Genomic DNA, 18,353 nt, shown 5'->3' on the forward strand with positions numbered 1-18,353 from the left:
CCGACGCGATGACGGGTACGGTCAACACCGCCCAGGAGCAGATGTGGAACGGCGAGGAAGGCCGGCGCTGGACGGAACATCACCGACACCTCGACCGGATGGCCGAACCCGCCAACGGGCACCTGTTCGCCGGCGCCGCCATCGCCGGGAGCGACCACGTGCTCGACATCGGCTGCGGCACCGGGCACACCACCCGGATCGCCGCCCGCCACGCCAGCAGCGGCCAGGCCGTCGGGATCGACCTGTCGGCCCCCATGCTGGAGCTCGCCCGGCGCATCGCCGCCGAGGAGTCCCTTGCCAACATCACCTTCGAGCGCGGCGACGCCCAGGTCCACCCGCTGCCCTCCGGCCGTTTCGATGTGGCGATCAGCCGGGCCGGGATCATGTTCTTCGACGATCCGGTGGCCGCGTTCGCCAACATCAGGCGGTCACTGCGGCGGAAGGGGCGGCTGGCGTTCCTGTGCCACCGCGACGGCGGCGAACAGATGCGCGGCGTCTTCACCGCGCTGGCGCGGCATCTGCCGAGCCTGGATCTCGACGGTCACCGGAAGGGAGTCGCGGACTTCACCGACGCAGGCCACATTCGCCGGGTGCTCGACCAGGCCGGCTTCACCGGCATCGCGACCTCCCCCGTGGAGTACCTCACCGTGCTCGGGCGCGATGCGATGGACGCCGCCGGCTTCCTGCTCGACGTCCAGCTGGCCGGCTTCGTCGCCGATGCCGAGAGCGCCGCCCTGACCCGGGCCAGGGACGCGCTGGCGTCGGCGCTGCGACCCTATGAGAGCGGCGACGCCGTACGACTCCCCGCCTCGGCGTGGATCGTCACGGCCCACTCCGGATGAGTCTCACTCAGCCGCGAGTGCCGCGGAACCCGTGAACCTTCCCGGCCCCTCGCCCGACTGTGCAGGATGACGGGAGGACGAGATGACCGATGAGCTGCTGGTGGTGCGTGCCCAGCTCGGCGAGCGCGCCGCGCTGGCCGAGCTGCTGGCCAGGTGGCAGGTGCCGGTGTGGACGTACGTACGGCGCATGCTGGACGCCGACCGGGCCGACGACGTGAGCCAGGAGATCTGGCTGGCCGTGGTCCGGGGCCTGCCCCGGCTCCGCGACCCGGAGCGGTTCGCGCCGTGGCTGTTCACCATCGCCCGGCGCTCGGTCACCGACCGGCTGCGCGGCGAGTACTCCCAGGCCGAGGAGAGGTCCGGAGCCGCCGACGCGGCCGTCGAGGACCCCGCTGAGGCCATGGTGGACCGCGCCGCCCTGGTGAGCGTGCTGTCGGACCTGCCGGTGCTCGAACGGGAGATCCTCGTCCTGTTCTACCTGGAGGACCTGCCCGTGGAGGAGTGCGCGTACATCTGCCGGATCCCGGCCGGGACGGTCAAGTCCAGGCTCAACCGCGCCCGTCGCCTGCTGCGTGACCACCTGGAGGAGAAGGGATACAGGCCATGACGGACGAGCCGCGCCTGTCGGCGCAGGACATGATCGAACGGCTCTCGCCGGCGCTGTCGCCGAGAACCCGGATCCGGGCCGTGACGGCGCTGCTGGCCGGCGCGGCGGGAGCGGTGTTCGTGGGCGCGTTGTGGTGGACGGAGCCCGGCCCGCTGCCCGGCCGTACGCATCTGGCGTTCGCGCTGTTCACCGCGTTCTGCCTGGCCTGGGCCGCGTACGGCGGGTGGCTGCTGACGCGCCGGGTCCCGCTGTTCGCGACCGACCGGGTGATCGCCGCCTGGATCGGCCTGGCCGCCTCGCTCGCCACCACGGCGGTCCTGACCGTTGTCGCCGCGCAACGCGGCACCGGGGTGGGGCCGGTCCTCGCGGTCGGGGGCGGGTTCGTCGCGGTCGCCCTGGTGCTAGTGGTGCGCGCCCAGGCCAGGCGCGCGGCGCTGCTGCGCCGCCGGCGCGAGCTGAGCGGCGCCCAGCCAGGGAGGACTTCATGATGGCCCACAACCCGAAATTCATCCGCCGCCGGTTCGGCACGACGGCCCTGGTCGTCGTGACCGTTCTCGTCGCGGCGATACTCCTGGCCGGCGTGATCACGCTGCTGGGCTGAGAAGTTTCTTGCGCGCAGCGCCGGTCCCGGTCGCCGGCCGCTCCAGGGCTGTAGGTGCGTTCGTGCCCTTTAATCCTAAAAATCCTGGCGGTTAGGGTGCCGTCATGAGCGACCTGATCAAGGATCACGCGGCCCGTGTGCGCTCCGCGGAGCCACTCCTCGCCGGCCAGGACGACCTGCCCGCCAAGGGAGAACTGCTCGAAGCGCCCGACGCCGTCGCGCGTGCGGTGGTGGACCGGCTGGACCCGGATGGCCTGCAGGCGTGCTGGTCGCCGCTGACCGTCCACCACCTCCGGGCGCGCGTCGCCGGCTCCGACCCCGAGGCCGCGCTCGGCGCGCTGCTCGACCAGTGGCTGGCCCGCCCCCGCCCCGCCGGGCCCGAGCAGGCGCTGAGTGTGTGGTGGCCGAGCCGCGACACCGAACCCGTCAGGGCGCTGGCCGTCCGGGGCTTCGCTCCCGTCACCGTGGTGGCCGCCCGCCGGCTCCGGCCCGGCACGGCGGTCACTTCCGGCTTCACTGCTGGTTCCGCTGCCGGCCCCGCTGCCGTCCGGGCCGCCGGGGCGGACGACCTGGAGGTGATGGCGCGGATGTACGAGCGGCTGGTGGCTTACGACGCGCAGTTCGGCTGGGTGACGGTGCGGGGGCGCACCGGGGAACTCCTGCGCGCGTACCTGTCCGAGGAGGCGCTGCCGCTGGAGTGGTGCTGGCTGGCCGAGCTGGACGGCCGCGCTGCGGGGTTCGCCGTCGTGCAGCCACCGGCTCGGTCCGGCTGGATCAGCGGGGGAGTGAACGACGCTCCGGTGGCGTACCTGGGAGCCATGTACGTCGAGCCGCGGGCGCGCGGCCTCGGCGTGGGCCCGGCGCTCACCGAGACGGCGCACCGCCGGGCCGGGGCCGCAGGCGTGTCCACCATGGTGCTGCACCACGCGCTGCCGAATCCGCTCTCGGCTCCGTTCTGGAACCGCCGCGGCTACCGCCCCCTGCTGACCCAGTGGGTCCGGCACCTGCGCTGAAGGGGCCGGTGCGGAAAAATCTACTTTGTAAAGGCGCTCGGATGGTGGAACAACAACGGCGGGTCATACGGGCTGTCCGATCGGCCGGATGGTCATGGTGTTGAGGTCGACGCCGGCCGGCTGGTCGAGGGCGAAGCAGATCGCTTCGGCGATGGGACCGGGAGGCAGGGCGAAGGAGGGGACGCTGCCCTCTTCCCAGAAGGGCGTGTCGATCATGCCGGGGTTGACGAGGGTGACGCCGATGCCGCGGGTGGTGGCGTGCATCCGCAGGTTCTCTGCGAGCCCGGTGACGGCCCATTTGGTGGCCGAGTAGAGGTTGCCGGGGCTGTTCTTCAGTCCGACGACGCTGCCGATGAGCACCAGCCGTCCGCCGGTGGCCTCGAGGTGCGGCAGGGTGGCTCTGGCGAGGAGGGCGGGGCCGAGGACGTTGGTCAGGATCATGGGCGGCCACAGTGCCGGGTCGCCGTCGCTGAGGGTCGCGCCCGCGCTGCGGTGCTGGTCGCTGGAGGTGAAGCCGGCGTTGGCGACCGCGGCGTGCAGGGCGCCGAAGTGTTCAACGGTGCGGGTCACGGCGGACTGGGTGGCCTGCCAGTCGGCGGCGTCGGCGATGAGGCCGAGGAGCCGGTCGGGGTGGCCGGTCTCGTCGAGGAAGGCCTTGAGTCTGGTCTCGCTGCGGCCGGTGACGGCTACGCGGTGGCCGCGGTCGAGGAGGAGTCGTGCGGTGTGGGCGCCGATGCCGCTGGTGGCGCCGGTGATCAGTACGGTCTTGGCGGTCATGGCCGTGCTCCTGGTGGTCGGGGAGTCAGGTGGTGGGTTTCGGTCGTGGCGTGGCGAGCTGCCGGGCGGCGTGGACGACGGCCGCGCGGCGCTGGGCGGTTTCGGTGGCGTCCTGGGCGTCCGTGCCGGAGAGCATGCGGGCGATCTGTGGTGCTGCGGACCAGTAGCTGGACAGGGCGATGATGAGGAACATGAGGTGGGCGGGGTCGAGGGTGTCGTCGATCAGTCCCGCCTGCTGGGCTGCCGCGACGGCGTTGGCCTTGCCGGTGTACAGCTCGGTTCGTGTGAGTTCGTCCGGGACGGTGCCCGTGTCGGACAGTCCTTCCCAGAGCACGAGCCGGGCGAGGTCGGGGTGGGCGCGCTGGTAGTCGAAGGTGCGGCCGGCGAATTCGGCGAGGTCGGTGGTGCGGGTGATGGTCAGGGGTACGGCCTGGGCGATCTTGTCGAGTTCGCTGCGGATCACTGCTGAGAACAGTGCTGATTTGTCGCCGAAGTAGTTGTAGACGCGTTCGCGGTTGACCTGGGCGCGCTTCGCGATCCGGTCGACGGTGGTGCCGTCGGGGCCGTGTGCGGCGAATTCGGCCAGTGCCGCCTGGTAGATGCGGTGCTTCGTTCCTTCGACATCCCAAGCCATGGTGCGGAGTCTACTCCAACAACAACGTTGTTGTTGGTTATAGGTCTGATTCTCCTGACGGGGGAGAGTGGAGCAAGCCCTCAGGCGTGGTCCATGACGCCCAGAGGATCGGCCAGGAGCGGGGCGAAGCCGAGTTCGGCGGCGCCCATCAGGGTGGCGTCGTAGCCGAGCGCGGCGGTGCGGAGGGCGACGCGTTCGCGGGAGACCGGCAGCCCGCCGGCGCGCACGCGGGCGCCGACCCGGGGGGCCGCTCCCCGGTAGATCTCGCTGAGCATGCCGCCGAAGACGACGACGCCGGGGTTGAAGAGGTTGATCAGGTTGACGACGCCGATGCCGAGCCAGCCGCCGACGCGGTCGAGGGCGTCGCGGGCCGCCGCGTCACCGTTCTCGGCTGCGGTCACCACGGCCCGGACGCCGTCCCGGCCGAGCGGCCCGCCGGCGCGTCCCGCGCTCTCCAGCAGTGCCGGTTCGCCGACCTCCGCCTCCAGGCAGCCGTGCGAGCCGCAGTTGCAGGGCCGGCCGTCGTAGGGGTTGACGATCATGTGGCCGAGTTCGGCGGCGTATCCCTCGTCGCCGTCCAGCAGCTTGCCGCCGACGATGATGCCGCCGCCCACTCCGACGTCCCCGTGCAGGTAGACGAGGTTCCGGCTGCCGGCTCCCGCACCGCGTACGTGTTCGGCCAGCGCGCCCAGGTGGGCCTCGTTGCCGACGGCCACGGGCAGGCCCAGCCCCAGTCGCCGGCCGAGCGCCGGGCCGATGTCGAGGTCGGTCCAGCCCATGGTGGGGGCCAGCCGGACCTTGCCGTCGGCGGCTCTGATCAGGCCGCAGTACGACATGCCGATGCCGACGCACGCGGCGTCCGGGGGCGCGGCGGTCACGAGCGCGTCACCGAATGCGGTGAGGACGCCGGTCACCTCGTCGAGGTCGTCCTGGCCTCGGCGCCGCGCGGCCTCCTTGCGTTCGAGCACGATGCCGCCGAGTCCGACCCTGGCGGCGACGAGCCGGTCCACCGCGACGTCGAAGGCCAGCACGTAGGCCCGGCCGCTCTCTGCGCGGACGACCAGTGAGGGCCGGCCGGCCCGTCCCGTGGCCGTGGCCGGCTCCTCCCGTACGAGGCCGGTGGCGGCGAGGCTGACGATCAGCGACAGGATCGTGCTCCGGTTGACGCCCATCCGCTCGGCGAGTTCGGCGCGTGACACGGCTCCGTCGCGGTGCACCTCCCGCAGCACGGCCCCGAGGTTGCGGCGGCGTGTCGACGGCGACGCCTGCCGTGCGGGGCCGGTGGCACCCGACACGAGAGAGGACGACATGCCTTAAAGCTACCCAAGGCGGCGTCCCGCGCCCCGGCATCGCCGGGGAGATCGTCGGATCATGCCCGTACGGCCGTGGCCGGGTTGGGCAGGAGCAGTGCGCCGAGGGCCAGGCCGATCAGCCCGGCCACGATGGGCGCGCCGGTCCACAGTTCGGGTACGGCGGGCAGGCGGCCGCTGGTGGCCGAGGCGACGCCGATGTACAGGGTCCAGGTGGCGAGGGCCGACAGCCCGGCGAAGGCCCAGTAGGCGGCGCGCCGCTCGCCTGAGGGCCGCAGCCGGCGGATCAGCAGATCGCTCACGAGCCCGGCGGCCACGAACGACAGCAGGGTCGGCAGGTTGCGCAAGGCCGTCTGGGCGGCCGGCATGAGGACCATGACCGCGTACATGATGGTGACCGAGCCGAACGGCAGCAGCCAGCGGCGCGCCAGCAGCAGCACGGGGCTGAGCATGACGACGTTGGTGACGACCATGGCGGTGGCCATCCGGTCGGCGCTCGGGGCGATCGGCCGGGGGCCGGCGCCGGGCGCGGCGCCGGTGTTCTGCGCCATGGAGAGTGCCTCGACGATCGCCTGGGGCCGGTAGTGCATGGCGCCGCCGTACGACAGGAACAGTGACACCAGGGCGGTGGCGAAGGCGAGCCCGAGCAGCGCGGGCAGCAGGCGGCCGAGCGAGGGCCGGGGGCCGATGCCGGGGGCGTTCCAGGCCGAGCGCAGCGGTGTGGTGAGGATGAGCGTCATCGTGACGATGAGGCCGAGGTGCGAGGGGCTGAAGAAGATGTCGATGGTCGTCTCGATGCCGAGGACGGTGTGCCAGAGCATGTCGGCGAACCCGAAGGCGGCGAACGCGGGAATGGCGGCGAGCCCGGCGAGGTATCCGGTGGGGACGGCGGCCAGGCCCTGGCGTCCGGCGCGGACGTTGCGCCACACCTGCCAGATGATCCAGCCGGAGACGACGGCGAAGCCGGAGTAGAACACCGCGTGCCAGGGGGTGAAGAAGGTCTCCAGCTCGGCGAGGTTGCTGTGCGCCCAGGCGTCGATCATCAGCCCGACCCCGAACCAGATGCCGAGCAGCGCCGTGACGAGGTCGGTGCTGTGGGACACCCGTCCGCGCGGCTGCCCGGTGCCCGCCATGAGTCGCCGGGTGCCGGCGGCGTCAGATGCCACTTGGGGGTCCTTTCGTCGAACATATGGAGGCGGGGGTCACGTCACGTGGAGGTGGGTCACGCGGTTTCGGCGCTGAGGGCGCGTGCGACGGGCCGGCGGGCGGCCAGGCGTGCGGGCAGGGCGGTCAGGGCCGCCGTCGCCAGGAGGGTCGCGAGTACGGCGGCGAGCAGCCACGAGGAGGGCGCTTCCACCGCGTTCCTGGCGGCGAAGAGGGAGAGCAGGCCGCTGCCCAGGGGGACGCCGAGGACGGCGCCGGGCAGGCCGGGCAGGAGTTGGGCGATGGACAGTCCGGCGGAGACCTGTCCCGGGGTGGCGCCGAGCGTGCGGGCGATGGCCATGTTCGCGCGGGCTTCGACGGCGGTGGTCCAGGTGAAGGTGATGGTGTTCACGACGGCGAGGGCGATCAGCAGGATGGCGACGGCGAGCATCAGGCGGCGGTCGTGCTCGCCGCGCAGGTTGGGCAGGACGGGGGAGCCGTTGAGGCCGTAGCCCCGTTCCTGCTGGGCGTGCATGGTGAGCAGGGCGACGATCGCGATCACGGTGGTGGCGGTGGAGCAGGCCTGCAGCAGGGCGCGGCCGGGCCTGCGGGCGGTCAGCCGCAGTCCGAGCAGCAGCGGGGTGGGCAGCAGCGCGGACAGGGCGGTGAGGTGGGGCCGGTGGCGGGGCTGGTGGGGGGTGGCGGTCAGCGCGGTGACGGTCGCCGTACGCATGGCCCGCAGGGTGGGGCGCAGCGTGGAGAGTACGGCGACCGCCACGGCCAGGACGGTGGCGGTGACGACGGTGGCGCCGGTCGGCCCGGCCGCGTCGCCGATGCGGCTGGCGGTGGGGCTGGCGATGGCGGGCGCGGTCAGGCGGGCGACCAGCAGCCCGAGCGCGTCGCCGGCCAGGGCCAGCGCCAGGTACTCGGTGAGCAGGACGGTGGCGATCAGGCCGGGGCCGGCGCCGACGGCTTTGAGGAGCCCGGCCCGGCGGGTCTGCTGGACGGCGCGTCCGGCGGCCAGCGCGGCCACTCCGGTGATGGCCAGGAAGCTGAGCAGCCAGCTGCCGACGACCAGGATGGGCCGGCTGCCCTTGAGCATGGCGAGGTCCTGCTGGGCCGTGAACTGCCAGGAGCGGAAGTTGATCCTGACGGTGGAGTCGTGGTGGGCGTCGCGGAAGGCCTGGGTGGCGGCGGGGTCGCGCAGTTCGAGGTCGACGGCCAGGGTCACCGGCAGGTCATGGGAGGACGCCAGGGCCCGGGCGTCCGATCGGGTCATCCAGGCCAGGCCGCTGTAGTCGCTGGGGCCGCCGTACGGGCCGATCTGCGAGGCTCCGGGGTAGATGGAGGTGGCGGCGGTGACGGCGATGCCGACGACGGGGTATGGGCGGCCGGCGATGGTGACGCGGTCGCCGACGCCGACGTGCAGCGCGGTGGCGAAGCCGCGTTCGAGGACCGTGCCGCCGGGCCGTATCCACTGGCCGGAGGTCACCAGCGGCCGGTTGACGGCGGCGGGCTTCTCGGCGAAGCCGTGGACCACCACCCGGGACGAGGTGGCGTCGCGCGTGGTGAGGTCGGCGTAGACGATGCGGTAGGGGCCGTGGTGGGCGGCCACGCCGGGGGAGCCGGCCAGCTCGGTCAGGGCCGAGGTCACAGCGGGGCCCGTCTCGCCCGACAGCGCCACCAGGTCGGGCCCGGCGGTGGCGGTGCGGGTCTGCTCGTACAGCGCTTCGCTCACCGACCGCAGGGACAGGCCGAGCGCCATCGTGGCGGTGGCCACGGTCACCGCGAGCAGGAGCATCGCGGCCTGGGCCTGGTGCCGGCGTACGTCGGCGAGCACCAGGCGGGCGACGAGCACGATGGAACCCATGTCGCTCAGCCCTCCAGCCCGATCAGCCCGCCGAGCCCGCCGAGGCCGGTCGTGGTGGAGCCGGCCAGCCGGGTGTCGTCGACGAACATGCCGTCGCGCATCGAGACCAGCCGGTCGGCGGTGGCCGCGACCCGCTCGTCGTGGGTGACGATGACGAAGGTCTGTCCCGCGGTGCGCAGCTCCTCGAAGATTCTCAGGACGTCGAGGGTCGCCGCGGTGTCGAGGTTGCCGGTCGGCTCGTCGGCCAGGACGACCAGCGGGTCGTTGACCAGCGCGCGGGCGACGGCGACGCGCTGGCGCTGCCCGCCCGACAGCTGTGAGGGCAGGTGCCGGGCGCGGTCGGCGAGCCCGACCCGTTCCAGCAGCAGGCCGGCGCGCCGCCTGGCCTGGCGGCGCGAGCGGCCGGCCAGCAGCGCGGGCAGCTCGACGTTCTCGGACGCCGACAGCTCCTCCATCAGGTGGAAGGCCTGGAAGACGAACCCCACCGAGCGGCGGCGCATGCGTGCCAGAGCTCGCTCGCTCAGCGTGTCGATGCGCCGCCCGGCCACCCACACCTGTCCGTCGGTGGGCCGTTCCAGGCCGCCGAGCAGGTGCAGCAGTGTGGACTTCCCGCAGCCGCTGGGCCCCATCACCGCGAGCATCTGCCCCTCGGGCACCTCCAGGTCGACCTCGTCCACCGCGCGGACCCGGCTCTGACCCTCACCATGCGTCCTCACCAGGCCGCAGGCCCGGACCGCGGCACGTGACACGTTCATCCGCCCTCTATTTCGTCGTCGAGGCTGGACCAGGCCCGCTCGCAGGCGTCCAGCCAGCGCAGGTCGGCCTGCAGCCGCAGCACGACCCCTTCGAGCAGCAGGCCGGCGCCCGGGCCCGCCGGCTCGGCCAGTGCCGCGCGCTGCGCCTCGCGCAGGCGGCGCAGCAGCTCGCGGCGCTGGGCAGCCACGAGTTCCACGGGGTCGGCCAGCCGGGCCGCGGCCGCGGCGGCGAGCTTGAGGTGGAACTCCGCCAGGTCCGGTTTCGGCCAGCCCACCTCGGCCAGCCAGGCGGCCACGCGCTGCTGCCCGGCCGGTGTCAGCGCGTAGACCTTGCGCTCCGGCCGCTCGGGCAGGCCGTCGGCGCGTTCGCACACGACGAGGCCCGCCTTTTCCAGCCTGGACAGGGTCACGTAGATCTGGCCGGGGTTCATCGACCCGCCCAGCGGGCCGAGACTGTGCCGCAGCCGTGCGCGCAGGTCGTACCCGTGCGTGGGCTCCTTGGCGAGCATCGCCAGCACCGCGTCCTGCACCTTCCACCCCCTAACGGTTAGCCAATAGATAGCGGTTATCCGTAGAAGGTGTCAAAACGCCGTCGCGGGAGCGCGCGCTCGGGCGCGGCATGGGGAAGCGGTTGACCAGGGGGAAGGCGGCCCGCATCTCGACACGGGGCAGCTGCTGTCCCAGGCGCCGGTGGATGCCGTGGCGCGGCCTCACCGTCGTCGAGGGCGCTCAGGTCATCGTGACCTGGCCATGCTGGTCGTGGGACAGGCCTTGCGCGTCCGGCAGCAGGGCATGTGCGGACAGTGGGTCCGGGTCGGCGGGCCGCCGGTGTCACCGGGCGGCGGGTGGATCAGTCGGTATCCGTCTCGTCCGGATTCGCCAGGTCGTGCTGGGTGAACATGTCGATGAGGAGGCGGACCGGCAGGTTCGCCTCCGTCCGGTAACGGAAGCGCGCATCAAGGTTGAGGCTGTACTCGTTGCGTCGGCCGACGCGGTCGATGGAGACGTATCCGGCCTGGTGCAGGTCGGAGACGATGCCCTGCACGGCTCGTTCGGTGATGCCTATGGTGGCGGCCATGTCGCGGACCCGTGCTTGAGGGTCGCGGGCGATCTCGAGCAGCACGCGCGCGTGGTGCGTCAGAAAGGTCCAGGCGCTGGGGCGGTTGGCGGACGTACTCACGAAACCTCAAGTTGTATCAGATGGGCCGCTCTCGCTGGCTGCACGCGTGGAGCCCTCCCATGCACAAGTTGCACGAACGATTCTTCCGGTATTATATTTCATGCATCCTGTTTCAGAAGAGGAGAAGTACTGAGACCCCTCGACGCCGAGAAGGACGCCATGCACCTTCACCTCGCTCACCTGCCTGACGACAGTCTGGAGTCCGTCGCGGCGCCCCTCACCCTGGGATGCCACCGCCTGGAAGGTGGCGTGCTGATCACCGTGATCGGGGAGGTGGACATAACCAACGCCGACCGACTGCAGCGTTATGTTCGTGAGCAGATGCTGCCAGGCAAGCCGGCAGTGCTCGACCTCAGCCTCCTCACCTTCATGGACAGCAACGGCGGGCGAGTTCTGAAGAGTCTCCACACCACTCTGCGCGACGAGGGGACGAGCCTCCACCTGGCGGGCGTCCACGGCATCTCGGCGCGGCTGCTGCAGATCATCGGCTTGTGGCCGCTGCTGAACATCCACGCCAGCGCGGCCGACGCCGTGATCGACGTTCTCAGCCACCAACCCGCACCTCTGCGCGGCGAGCCCGAGCACCTGTGACAGTCGCGGGCCCGGCAGACGCTCGGACACCTGTCACGCCCGCGGGACGGTGACCTGGCGTCCGGACGGGGTGGACGCCCGCTCGAAACGGCCGCGGTGTCAGGCGGTGGCGGCCATGCCGTCGAGCAGCGAGGGCCGGATCTGCTTGCGGGAGCTGATGCCGAGCTTGGCGAACACCTTGCGCAGGTGCCATTCGACGGTGTGCGGGCTGATGAACAGCTGGGCGCCGATCTCGGGGTTGGTCAGCCCTTCACCGGCCAGCCGCGCCACCTGCGCCTCCTGCGCGGTCAGGGTGCCCGCCTCGGCGGGGCGCCTGCGGATCGTCTCGCCGCTGCCCTGCAACTCCCGGCGGGCGCGTTCGGCGAAGGCGTCGGCCCCGATCTCGCCGAGGATCTCGTACGCGATGCCGAGCTGCTCCCGGGCGTCGCCCCGGCGGTTCTCGCGGCGCAGCCACTCGCCGTAGACGAGCCGGGCACGGCCGTAGGCGAGGCGCACGTCGGTACGGCCGAGCCGTTCGACGGCCTCGCGGTGCAGCGCTTCGGCGGCAGGACCGCTGCTGACCTGGGCGCGCACGGCCGCGGATGCGCCCAGCGCCCAGTCGGTGCCGACGGCCTGGGCCCGCTCGTCGATGCGGCGGGCCATCTCGGCGGCGCGTGCCGGCCTCTCGCTCCGTACGGCCGCCTCCACCAGCTCGGTCATGTGCCTGATGGACAGTCCCATCTCGTGGGAGTTCTCGTAGCCCTGCTCGGCGGCGGCGTAGGCCTCCTCGTGGCGGCCCAGGCCGTTGCCGAGCACGGCGCCGGCCCATCGGGCGGCGGCGAGCACCCCGCCCTCGCCCTGCGCGAGGGTGCCGCGGGTGACGGCTCCGACGGCCTGGCGGGTGGAGGTCTCCCGGCCGCGCCAGGGCTCGATCGCCAGGGCGGCGTAGTGGGAGATGACGCGGCTGCCGGTCGCCTGGCCGATGGCGGCCGCCTCGGCGGCCAAGGCGTCGGCGCCGGCGATGTCTCCGGCCTGGACGCGGTTGGACGCCAGCAGCAGCAGCGCCGAGGGCAGCACCGACAGGGCTCCGGTCTCGCGGGCCAGCTCCACCAGGCTCGTCGAGAGCGCGGTCCAGGTGTCGAACTCCCAGAGGTCGGCGGCCACGAGGCAGGCGAGGGGGAGCCAGCCGAGACCGTCCTCGCGGGAGATGCCCTGGGTGCGGAAGGCGTGCAGGGCCTGCCGGATCAGGGGCACGCCCGCCGCGTAACCGTCGGTGCTCGTCATGGCCAGGCCCGTCAGGAGCTGGTTGTAGCGCTCGGGCGCCGGTCCGGGCGGGGTGGCAAGCGCCGCCTTGGCGATGTCCCGCAGCCGGGTGCCGCCGGGCAGGCGGCCGGCGGTCAGCGCGGCGTGCAGCGCGTCGCGGTACGCCTCCCTGGCCGGCCCGGCGTCCAGGGGTTGCAGGCGGTGGGCCGCGCCGGCCAGGAGCGGCAGGGCGGTGGCGGCGCCTCGGGAGGCGAAGAGGATCTGCCCGCGCAGCAGGCCTGACCGGGCCAGGTCGCGCTCGTCCAGGAGGCTGAGTTCGGCCGCGTCCAGCAGCTGGAGCGCGGCGTCGTACCCGCCGGCCTGGTGCTTGGCCCGGGCGGCGGCCAGCGCCCTGGCTCCGCGGCGTGCCGGGTCGGGGGTCAGCTCGGCGGCTCGTTCCAGGAAGGCGGCCGCGGCGGCGACGCCGCTGCGTGCCTGTGCCCGGCCGGCCGAGCCTTCCAGGCCGGCGGCCACCGCCTCGTCGGGGCCGGCGCCGGCGTTGGCCAGGTGCCAGGCCCGCCGGTCGGGGTCGGCCTGCGCGTCGGTGGCGTCGGCCAGCGCGCGGTGCACGTGCTGGCGGTCCTCCTGCTCGGCCACCCGGTAGGCGGCCGCGCGCACCAGCGGATGGCGGAACCGCACCCGCGTCCCGAACGTGATCAGCTCCGCCGCCTCCGCCGGGGCCGCGGCCGACCCGTCGATGCCCAGCAACTCCGCGGCCCTGGTCACCAGCGCCACGTCGCCGACCGGTTCGGCCGCGGCGAGCAGGAGCAGGAGCCGCGTGGCCGCCGGGAGGAGCTTGATCTGCCGGAGGAAGGCGTACTCGACCGGGCTCACCAGCGGCCGCGCGTCCGGGCGTCCGAAGCCGCCCGCCAGCTCCGCCGCGGCCAGCCCGCACGGCAGTTCCAGCAGGGCGAGGGGGTTGCCCTGGGCCTCGGCGACGATGCGGTCGCGTACCCGCTCGTCCAGCCGTCCTGGGGTCGCGGAGTCCAGCAGGGCGCGGGCGTCGCCGTCGTTGAGGCGGCCGACCTCGAGCTGCGGCAGTCCGGACAGCTCGGTCTCCAGGTCGGGCTCGCGTACGGCGAGGACCAGCCCGATCGGCTCGACGAGCAGCCGCCGGGCCACGAAGGCGAGTGTCTGCGCGGAGACCTGGTCCAGCCACTGGGCGTCGTCGACGAGGCAGATCAGCGGCTCCTTCTCCGCCACCTCGGCCAGCAGGCTGAGCACCGCCAGCCCGACCAGGAACCGGTCCGGCGGCGTGCCCGCCCGCAGCCCGAACGCCGTCTCCAGCGCGACGCGCTGCGGCTCCGGCAGCTGCAAGAGGCGGTCCAGGAACGGCGCGCACAGCTGGTGCAGCCCGCCGAAGGCCAGCTCCATCTCCGACTCCACGCCCGCCGCCGAGGCGATCCGGCAGCCGGAGGCGCTGTCGCGTACGTGCTCCAGCAGCGCGGTCTTGCCGATGCCGGCCTCGCCGCGCAGCACCAGGGCCGCGCTGCGGCCGGTCTGCACCGCCGCCGCGATCCGGTCCAGCCTGTCGCACTCGATGCGCCGGCCGTGCAGCCGCACCGCGGAGGCCATGCCGGCCATCAGCGCCGCCCGGCCGGGCGCCGGACGCCGCAGCGCGGCGCGGAGTCCCTGCTCACGTGCTCGTCTCTTCCATAGGGGATCATGGAGTTCCACATCGGTCAGCGGTTCGGCGAATCGCGGCAACACATGGTTCAGGTGCAGGTGGGGGCCCGTCCGTTGGCGACGCCGGGCCCCCGGTACCCGCGAAATGGTGCGAGGACTACATGGAAACAGGCATGGTGGCCGGGAGACGAGGCAGAACAACAGGCAGAACTATTTGGCCGGTTCCGTTCCTTGCCGGGAGAGAGGCGAGGGGGTGAGCGACGGGGAGTCTTTCGCCGCGCTGCTGAGGGCCTTCCGGCAGGCGGCGGGTCTGACGATCGAGGAGCTCTCCCAGGCCTCCGGGGTGAGCGTGCGGGCGATCGGTGACATGGAGCGGGGCGTCAGCCGCGGCCCGCAGCGCCGTACGGTGGCCGCGCTGGCCGAGGTGCTGCGCCTGCCGCCGGACGAGCACGACGCGTTCCTCGCGGCCGCCCGGGTCGGGCGGCCGCGCTCCGCTCCCTCCGTGGCCGGGATCTGCGAGCTGCCCCGGGGCATCGGCGACTTCACCGGCCGCGAGCACGAGCTGGGCCTGTTGTGGGAGCTGGCCGCCCGCAACGCCGACGGGCCGGCCGTGCCGGTGACCATCTGGGGTACGCCGGGAATGGGCAAGACCACCCTGGCCGTGCACGCGGCCGGCCGGCTGGCCGATCTGTTCCCTGATGGGCAGTTCTTTCTCGATCTGCGCGGCATGGACGCCACCCCGCTGGCGAGCGGGGCCGGCCTGACGCGGCTGTTGAAGGCGCTGGGCATGGCCGAGCGAGGCATTCCGGCCGACGAGCAGCAGCGTGCCGGGCAGTACCGGGCGCTGTTGCGGGAGCGGCGCTGTCTCATCGTGCTGGACAACGCGGCGGGTGAGAGTCAGGTGCGTCCGCTGCTGCCGGGCGGTGGGCCGAGCATGACTTTGATCACGAGCCGTCGCCCGCTGTCGGGGCTGGAGGGCGTGCAGCAGTTGCCGCTAGCCCAACTCGCTCAGGAGGAGTCGGCCGCGTTGCTGCGGGCCATCGTGGGCGAGCCGCGCTCGGCGGCCGAGCCGGACGCGGTGAGCGAGCTGGCGCGGTTGTGCGGGCACCTGCCGCTGGCGATGCGCATCGCCGGCAACCGGCTGCAGAGCCGGCCCGGATGGACGATCCGGCATCTGGCCGGCCGGCTCGACGACGAGGGCCGCCGTCTGGACGCCCTGGCCGCCGGGGATTTGCAGGTCGCGGCCGCGTTCGCGCTGTCGTATGAGCAGGTCACCCCGACCGCCCGGCGCACCTTCCGAAGGCTCGCCCTGTCCACCGCGCCCGACTTCGGCATCCCGCTGGCCGCCGTCCTGACCGAGCTCGACCTGGACGATGCCGAGGACGCCCTGGAAGAACTGGTCGACCTGGGCCTGCTCACCTCCCCGTACGCGGGCCGCTACCTCTTCCACGACCTCGTCCGCCTGTACGCCCGCGCCCGGCTGGAACAGGAGGAACCGGCCGAAGCGCAGGAGCAGGCGCGGCGGCGGATGGAAGCCTGGCTGCTGGAAGTGGCCGTGGTGGCCGGACGCTGGTTCGAACCGGGCTACGGCGCGCCACCACCACAGTGGCACTCCCTCGTGACCCTCGACAGCCGGGCGGAGGCCGGCAAGTGGCTACGGGCCGAAGGCACGGCCTGGCTGGACGCCCTGCGCTCGGCGGCAAGACGCGGAGAACACGCCACCGTGATCGAGGTGGCCGAGTCCATGAACTGGTTCTCCGACCAGTGGGTCCCTTGGGAGCACTGGCACGAGGTGTTCGAACTGTCCTCCGGCGCGGCACGGGCCATGGGCGACCGGGTGCAGGAAGCGGCGCATCTCATCCACCTGTCCTCGGTGCTGTCCGATCACCGGCGCACCGAGGAGGGCGAGGCGACCGCGCTGCGGGCACTGGAGCTGGCCCGCGAGACCGGCGACGTACGCCAGCAGGGCAGAGCCCTGTTCCACGCCGTCCAGCCCACCGTGCACGCCTTCCTCAACGATCCGGCGAGCGTGGATCCGGCGACCCTGGAGCGGGCGCTCGACGACAGCCGGCGGGCCGCCGACTTCCTCCTGCAGGCGGGGGACCTGGAGGCTTACCCCCAGGCCATGGCCAGCTACATCAACGTCCTGCGGCTGGCGGGGCACGCCGAGGCGGCGCTGGAACAGAGCCTGGCCCTGGTGGCGACGCTGCGTGATCCCGCCTACGGCGGCTTCCCCGCCCACGTCAGCCAGGCGCTCGGGATCGCCCTGGCCCAGCTCGGCGCCGCCCACCTCGCCCTCGAGCGCTGGGAGGACGCGGTCGGCGCCTTCCACGAGGCGTTGGGGGAGATGGCACGCGCCCGCCCACATGCGGAGGTCGTGGGGCGGGCCCAGCGCAGGCTGGGCACCGCGCTGCGACACCTGGGGCGGGTCGAGGAAGCCCGCCGGGCGCTGGCGGAAGGGCAGCGGCTGCTGGAGGAAGGCGGCCGTCCCGAGCAGGCGGCCGAGGTGGCCGAAGAGCTTCAGGAGCTGACCGGGCCGGGCAACGGAGCCTAGCGCGGCCTCCGGCCCGAAGGATGACGTCACCAGCCTTTGCTTCGCCGCGTCGGCTGGAGACGTCATCAAGGTCGGACGTCACTTGAACGTGGACCCGGGATTCGACGTGCTGTTCGGCCGCCCGCCCGGCTGGGGGGTGGATGCCGGGGTGTGGACCTTGGCGGTCTTGAAGAAGGCGTCCAGCGGGCCTCGTTCGACCTTCAATTCCGGCTTCTTGGTGCTCTTGGTGAGGGATTTCTTCTTCTCCTTCTTGACCACGGGGGTAGGTGTCGACATGGTCCTTTTCAGGGGCTGGACGGTGGCGGTGTTCTCCGTGTCGTTCTTCGTGTCGTTCTTCGTGTTGTTCGCCGTGCCGGGTGTTTCGTTGACCCGACTTGGCTTCGAGGGCGTGTCGCCCGTGAGGATGTCGCTGCTCGGCGCGGTTGATGTGGTGAAATAATTCTTCTGCTTTCTGACGACTCTGGTTTTTCCGCCCTCGGTGAGGTACAGCCTTTTTCCGACGGCTTCCAGTTTTTCCGCGGCGGCCTGGAGCTTGGCGAACACCCAGTCGGGGGTGGCGCCCGGAAAGGCATAGCGCAGGTGGTAGGGCTGGGCGGCCTGCGAAACCATCGCGACGTAGTCATCGAGCTGTTCCTGGAAGCTCTTCTGGATCTTTGCGTCGGATTTCTGTTTCGTGCTGTACGCCTTGTACTCACAGAAGCAGGGTATCGGCTCCGGGTTCGTGTTGGTGAATATCAGCTCGATGGAGTCCACGTATCTCGTCTTGTTGGAGATCGGGCCCTTACTTGGTTTTTCGAAATCTTTGAGGAGATAATTGCTGCGCGCCGCCAGAGTCTCGTTGAGCTGGAATATGTAGCCCTGCAGCTTCGCCCATGCGTCGGGTTTCGTCTTCTCTCCGAACTCTTTCGACAGGTCGTTGATGTTCGCCCGTATCCCGTCCACGTCGAAGCCGTCGCCATCGAGGATGCTGAGCCTCTCCTTGAGACGGGCGATGGCATCGACGGCCCGGGAGCTCTCGTCGTCCGCCTTCTCCTGCCTCTGCAGTACGTAGGGCTCGAGCGGCGGACGGGTCATGATGAGGTAGTCGCGGACCGCCTTGGTGAGCGTCCCGATGTCCTGGTCGGCCTCCTCGAGGGTGCGCGCCGGCTGGTGATGAATGATGTTCGCCATCAGGGTCAGTTGACTGTTCGGAAATTCCTTCATCGAGCTCCGGGCCATCTTGGCCAGGTCAAGCAGTTGTGACGCGTATTCGTACGCCTCCGATCCCTTCTCGTGCCTGCTCGTGATTCCGTTGGAGAGCGAATCGATGCGGTTTTCCAGATCTCCCCTCGTCTCGGCCTTGGGCTGCGGAGCAGGGGTCAGGAACGACGTCGTCTGCCCGGGCTTGGTGATCGTGCTGTTCTGCTCGATGTCCATGCTCGATGACCGAGAGGCCAGCGAGATCGTGGGTTGCGGCGCGTCGGGGCCGGACGTGTCCGTACGGGTCGTGTGGGTGTTGACCAGCAGACGGTTCGGGGGCTGGGAATGGTGCTGACCTTGGTCCTGATTCCTGGGCGGCCTGGTCGGCGA

At 72.0% G+C, this 18,353-nt stretch carries 16 protein-coding genes; 6 read left to right on the forward strand and 10 right to left on the reverse strand.

All coding sequences use genetic code 11. The features are described from left to right. The first annotated feature begins 8 nt into the window (after positions 1–8). The 4 genes from FH608_RS16290 (at position 9) to FH608_RS16305 (ending at position 3,063) form a co-directional block, all read left to right on the forward strand. Entirely contained in the window at positions 9–842 is an 834-nt protein-coding gene (locus tag FH608_RS16290) for a class I SAM-dependent methyltransferase (protein ID WP_139631324.1), read from the forward strand. Between the two features lie 82 nt (positions 843–924). After that, the gene (locus FH608_RS16295; protein ID WP_139631325.1) at positions 925–1,449 is read left to right on the forward strand and encodes an RNA polymerase sigma factor; all 525 of its coding nucleotides are present in this window, start codon (positions 925–927) and stop codon (positions 1,447–1,449) included. Then, on the forward strand, positions 1,446–1,937 hold the full coding sequence (locus tag FH608_RS16300; protein WP_139631326.1) for a hypothetical protein: 492 nt from the start codon (positions 1,446–1,448) through the stop codon (positions 1,935–1,937). Before FH608_RS16295 ends, FH608_RS16300 begins: the two co-directional genes overlap by 4 nt. Positions 1,938–2,154: 217 nt before the next feature. Then, positions 2,155–3,063, forward strand: coding sequence for a GNAT family N-acetyltransferase (locus tag FH608_RS16305; protein WP_139631327.1), 909 nt, complete (start codon positions 2,155–2,157; stop codon positions 3,061–3,063). A 63-nt stretch (positions 3,064–3,126) separates the two neighbouring features. Here the strand turns inward: FH608_RS16305 and FH608_RS16310 are convergent, their stop codons facing one another. The 8 genes from FH608_RS16310 to FH608_RS16345 form a co-directional block, all read right to left on the reverse strand. Further along, a complete protein-coding gene (locus tag FH608_RS16310; protein ID WP_139631328.1) occupies positions 3,127–3,840 on the reverse strand; it encodes an SDR family oxidoreductase in 714 nt (237 codons plus the stop codon). A 25-nt stretch (positions 3,841–3,865) separates the two neighbouring features. After that, positions 3,866–4,474 carry a TetR family transcriptional regulator gene (locus FH608_RS16315; RefSeq protein WP_139631329.1) on the reverse strand — a complete coding sequence of 203 codons (609 nt, stop codon included), beginning with the start codon at positions 4,472–4,474 and terminating at the stop codon, positions 3,866–3,868. Between the two features lie 80 nt (positions 4,475–4,554). After that, positions 4,555–5,784: an ROK family transcriptional regulator gene (locus FH608_RS16320; protein ID WP_139631330.1), complete on the reverse strand. Its 1,230-nt coding sequence runs from the start codon at positions 5,782–5,784 to the stop codon at positions 4,555–4,557. 59 nt (positions 5,785–5,843) lie between these two features. Continuing rightward, positions 5,844–6,950: a hypothetical protein gene (locus FH608_RS16325; protein WP_226899584.1), complete on the reverse strand. Its 1,107-nt coding sequence runs from the start codon at positions 6,948–6,950 to the stop codon at positions 5,844–5,846. Between the two features lie 56 nt (positions 6,951–7,006). Next, positions 7,007–8,797 carry an FtsX-like permease family protein gene (locus FH608_RS16330; protein WP_139631331.1) on the reverse strand — a complete coding sequence of 597 codons (1,791 nt, stop codon included), beginning with the start codon at positions 8,795–8,797 and terminating at the stop codon, positions 7,007–7,009. Between the two features lie 5 nt (positions 8,798–8,802). Further along, positions 8,803–9,552: an ABC transporter ATP-binding protein gene (locus FH608_RS16335; protein WP_139631332.1), complete on the reverse strand. Its 750-nt coding sequence runs from the start codon at positions 9,550–9,552 to the stop codon at positions 8,803–8,805. Continuing rightward, complete coding sequence (locus FH608_RS16340; RefSeq protein ID WP_139631333.1) at positions 9,549–10,082, reverse strand: PadR family transcriptional regulator; 534 nt, start codon at positions 10,080–10,082, stop codon at positions 9,549–9,551. Before FH608_RS16340 ends, FH608_RS16335 begins: the two co-directional genes overlap by 4 nt. A gap of 320 nt (positions 10,083–10,402) precedes the next feature. Then, positions 10,403–10,732, reverse strand: a complete 330-nt coding sequence (locus tag FH608_RS16345; protein WP_139631334.1) for a helix-turn-helix transcriptional regulator — start codon at positions 10,730–10,732, stop codon at positions 10,403–10,405. A gap of 159 nt (positions 10,733–10,891) precedes the next feature. Between FH608_RS16345 and FH608_RS16350 the strand changes: the two genes are divergently transcribed. Continuing rightward, positions 10,892–11,323 carry an STAS domain-containing protein gene (locus FH608_RS16350; protein ID WP_139631335.1) on the forward strand — a complete coding sequence of 144 codons (432 nt, stop codon included), beginning with the start codon at positions 10,892–10,894 and terminating at the stop codon, positions 11,321–11,323. A 99-nt stretch (positions 11,324–11,422) separates the two neighbouring features. On the opposite strand, the gene FH608_RS16355 is transcribed toward FH608_RS16350, so the two are convergent. Beyond that, the gene (locus FH608_RS16355; RefSeq protein ID WP_226899585.1) at positions 11,423–14,179 is read right to left on the reverse strand and encodes a LuxR family transcriptional regulator; all 2,757 of its coding nucleotides are present in this window, start codon (positions 14,177–14,179) and stop codon (positions 11,423–11,425) included. 304 nt (positions 14,180–14,483) lie between these two features. Between FH608_RS16355 and FH608_RS16360 the strand changes: the two genes are divergently transcribed. Next, complete coding sequence (locus FH608_RS16360) at positions 14,484–16,784, forward strand: ATP-binding protein (RefSeq protein ID WP_193318451.1); 2,301 nt, start codon at positions 14,484–14,486, stop codon at positions 16,782–16,784. A 78-nt stretch (positions 16,785–16,862) separates the two neighbouring features. Here FH608_RS16360 and FH608_RS16365 read toward each other — a convergent pair whose 3' ends face one another. Next, on the reverse strand, positions 16,863–18,200 hold the full coding sequence (locus tag FH608_RS16365) for a hypothetical protein (RefSeq protein WP_139631338.1): 1,338 nt from the start codon (positions 18,198–18,200) through the stop codon (positions 16,863–16,865). Between the last annotated feature and the right edge of the window lie 153 nt (positions 18,201–18,353).

This window comes from Nonomuraea phyllanthi, assembly GCF_006334985.2.
GTDB classification, from domain to species: domain Bacteria; phylum Actinomycetota; class Actinomycetes; order Streptosporangiales; family Streptosporangiaceae; genus Nonomuraea; species Nonomuraea phyllanthi.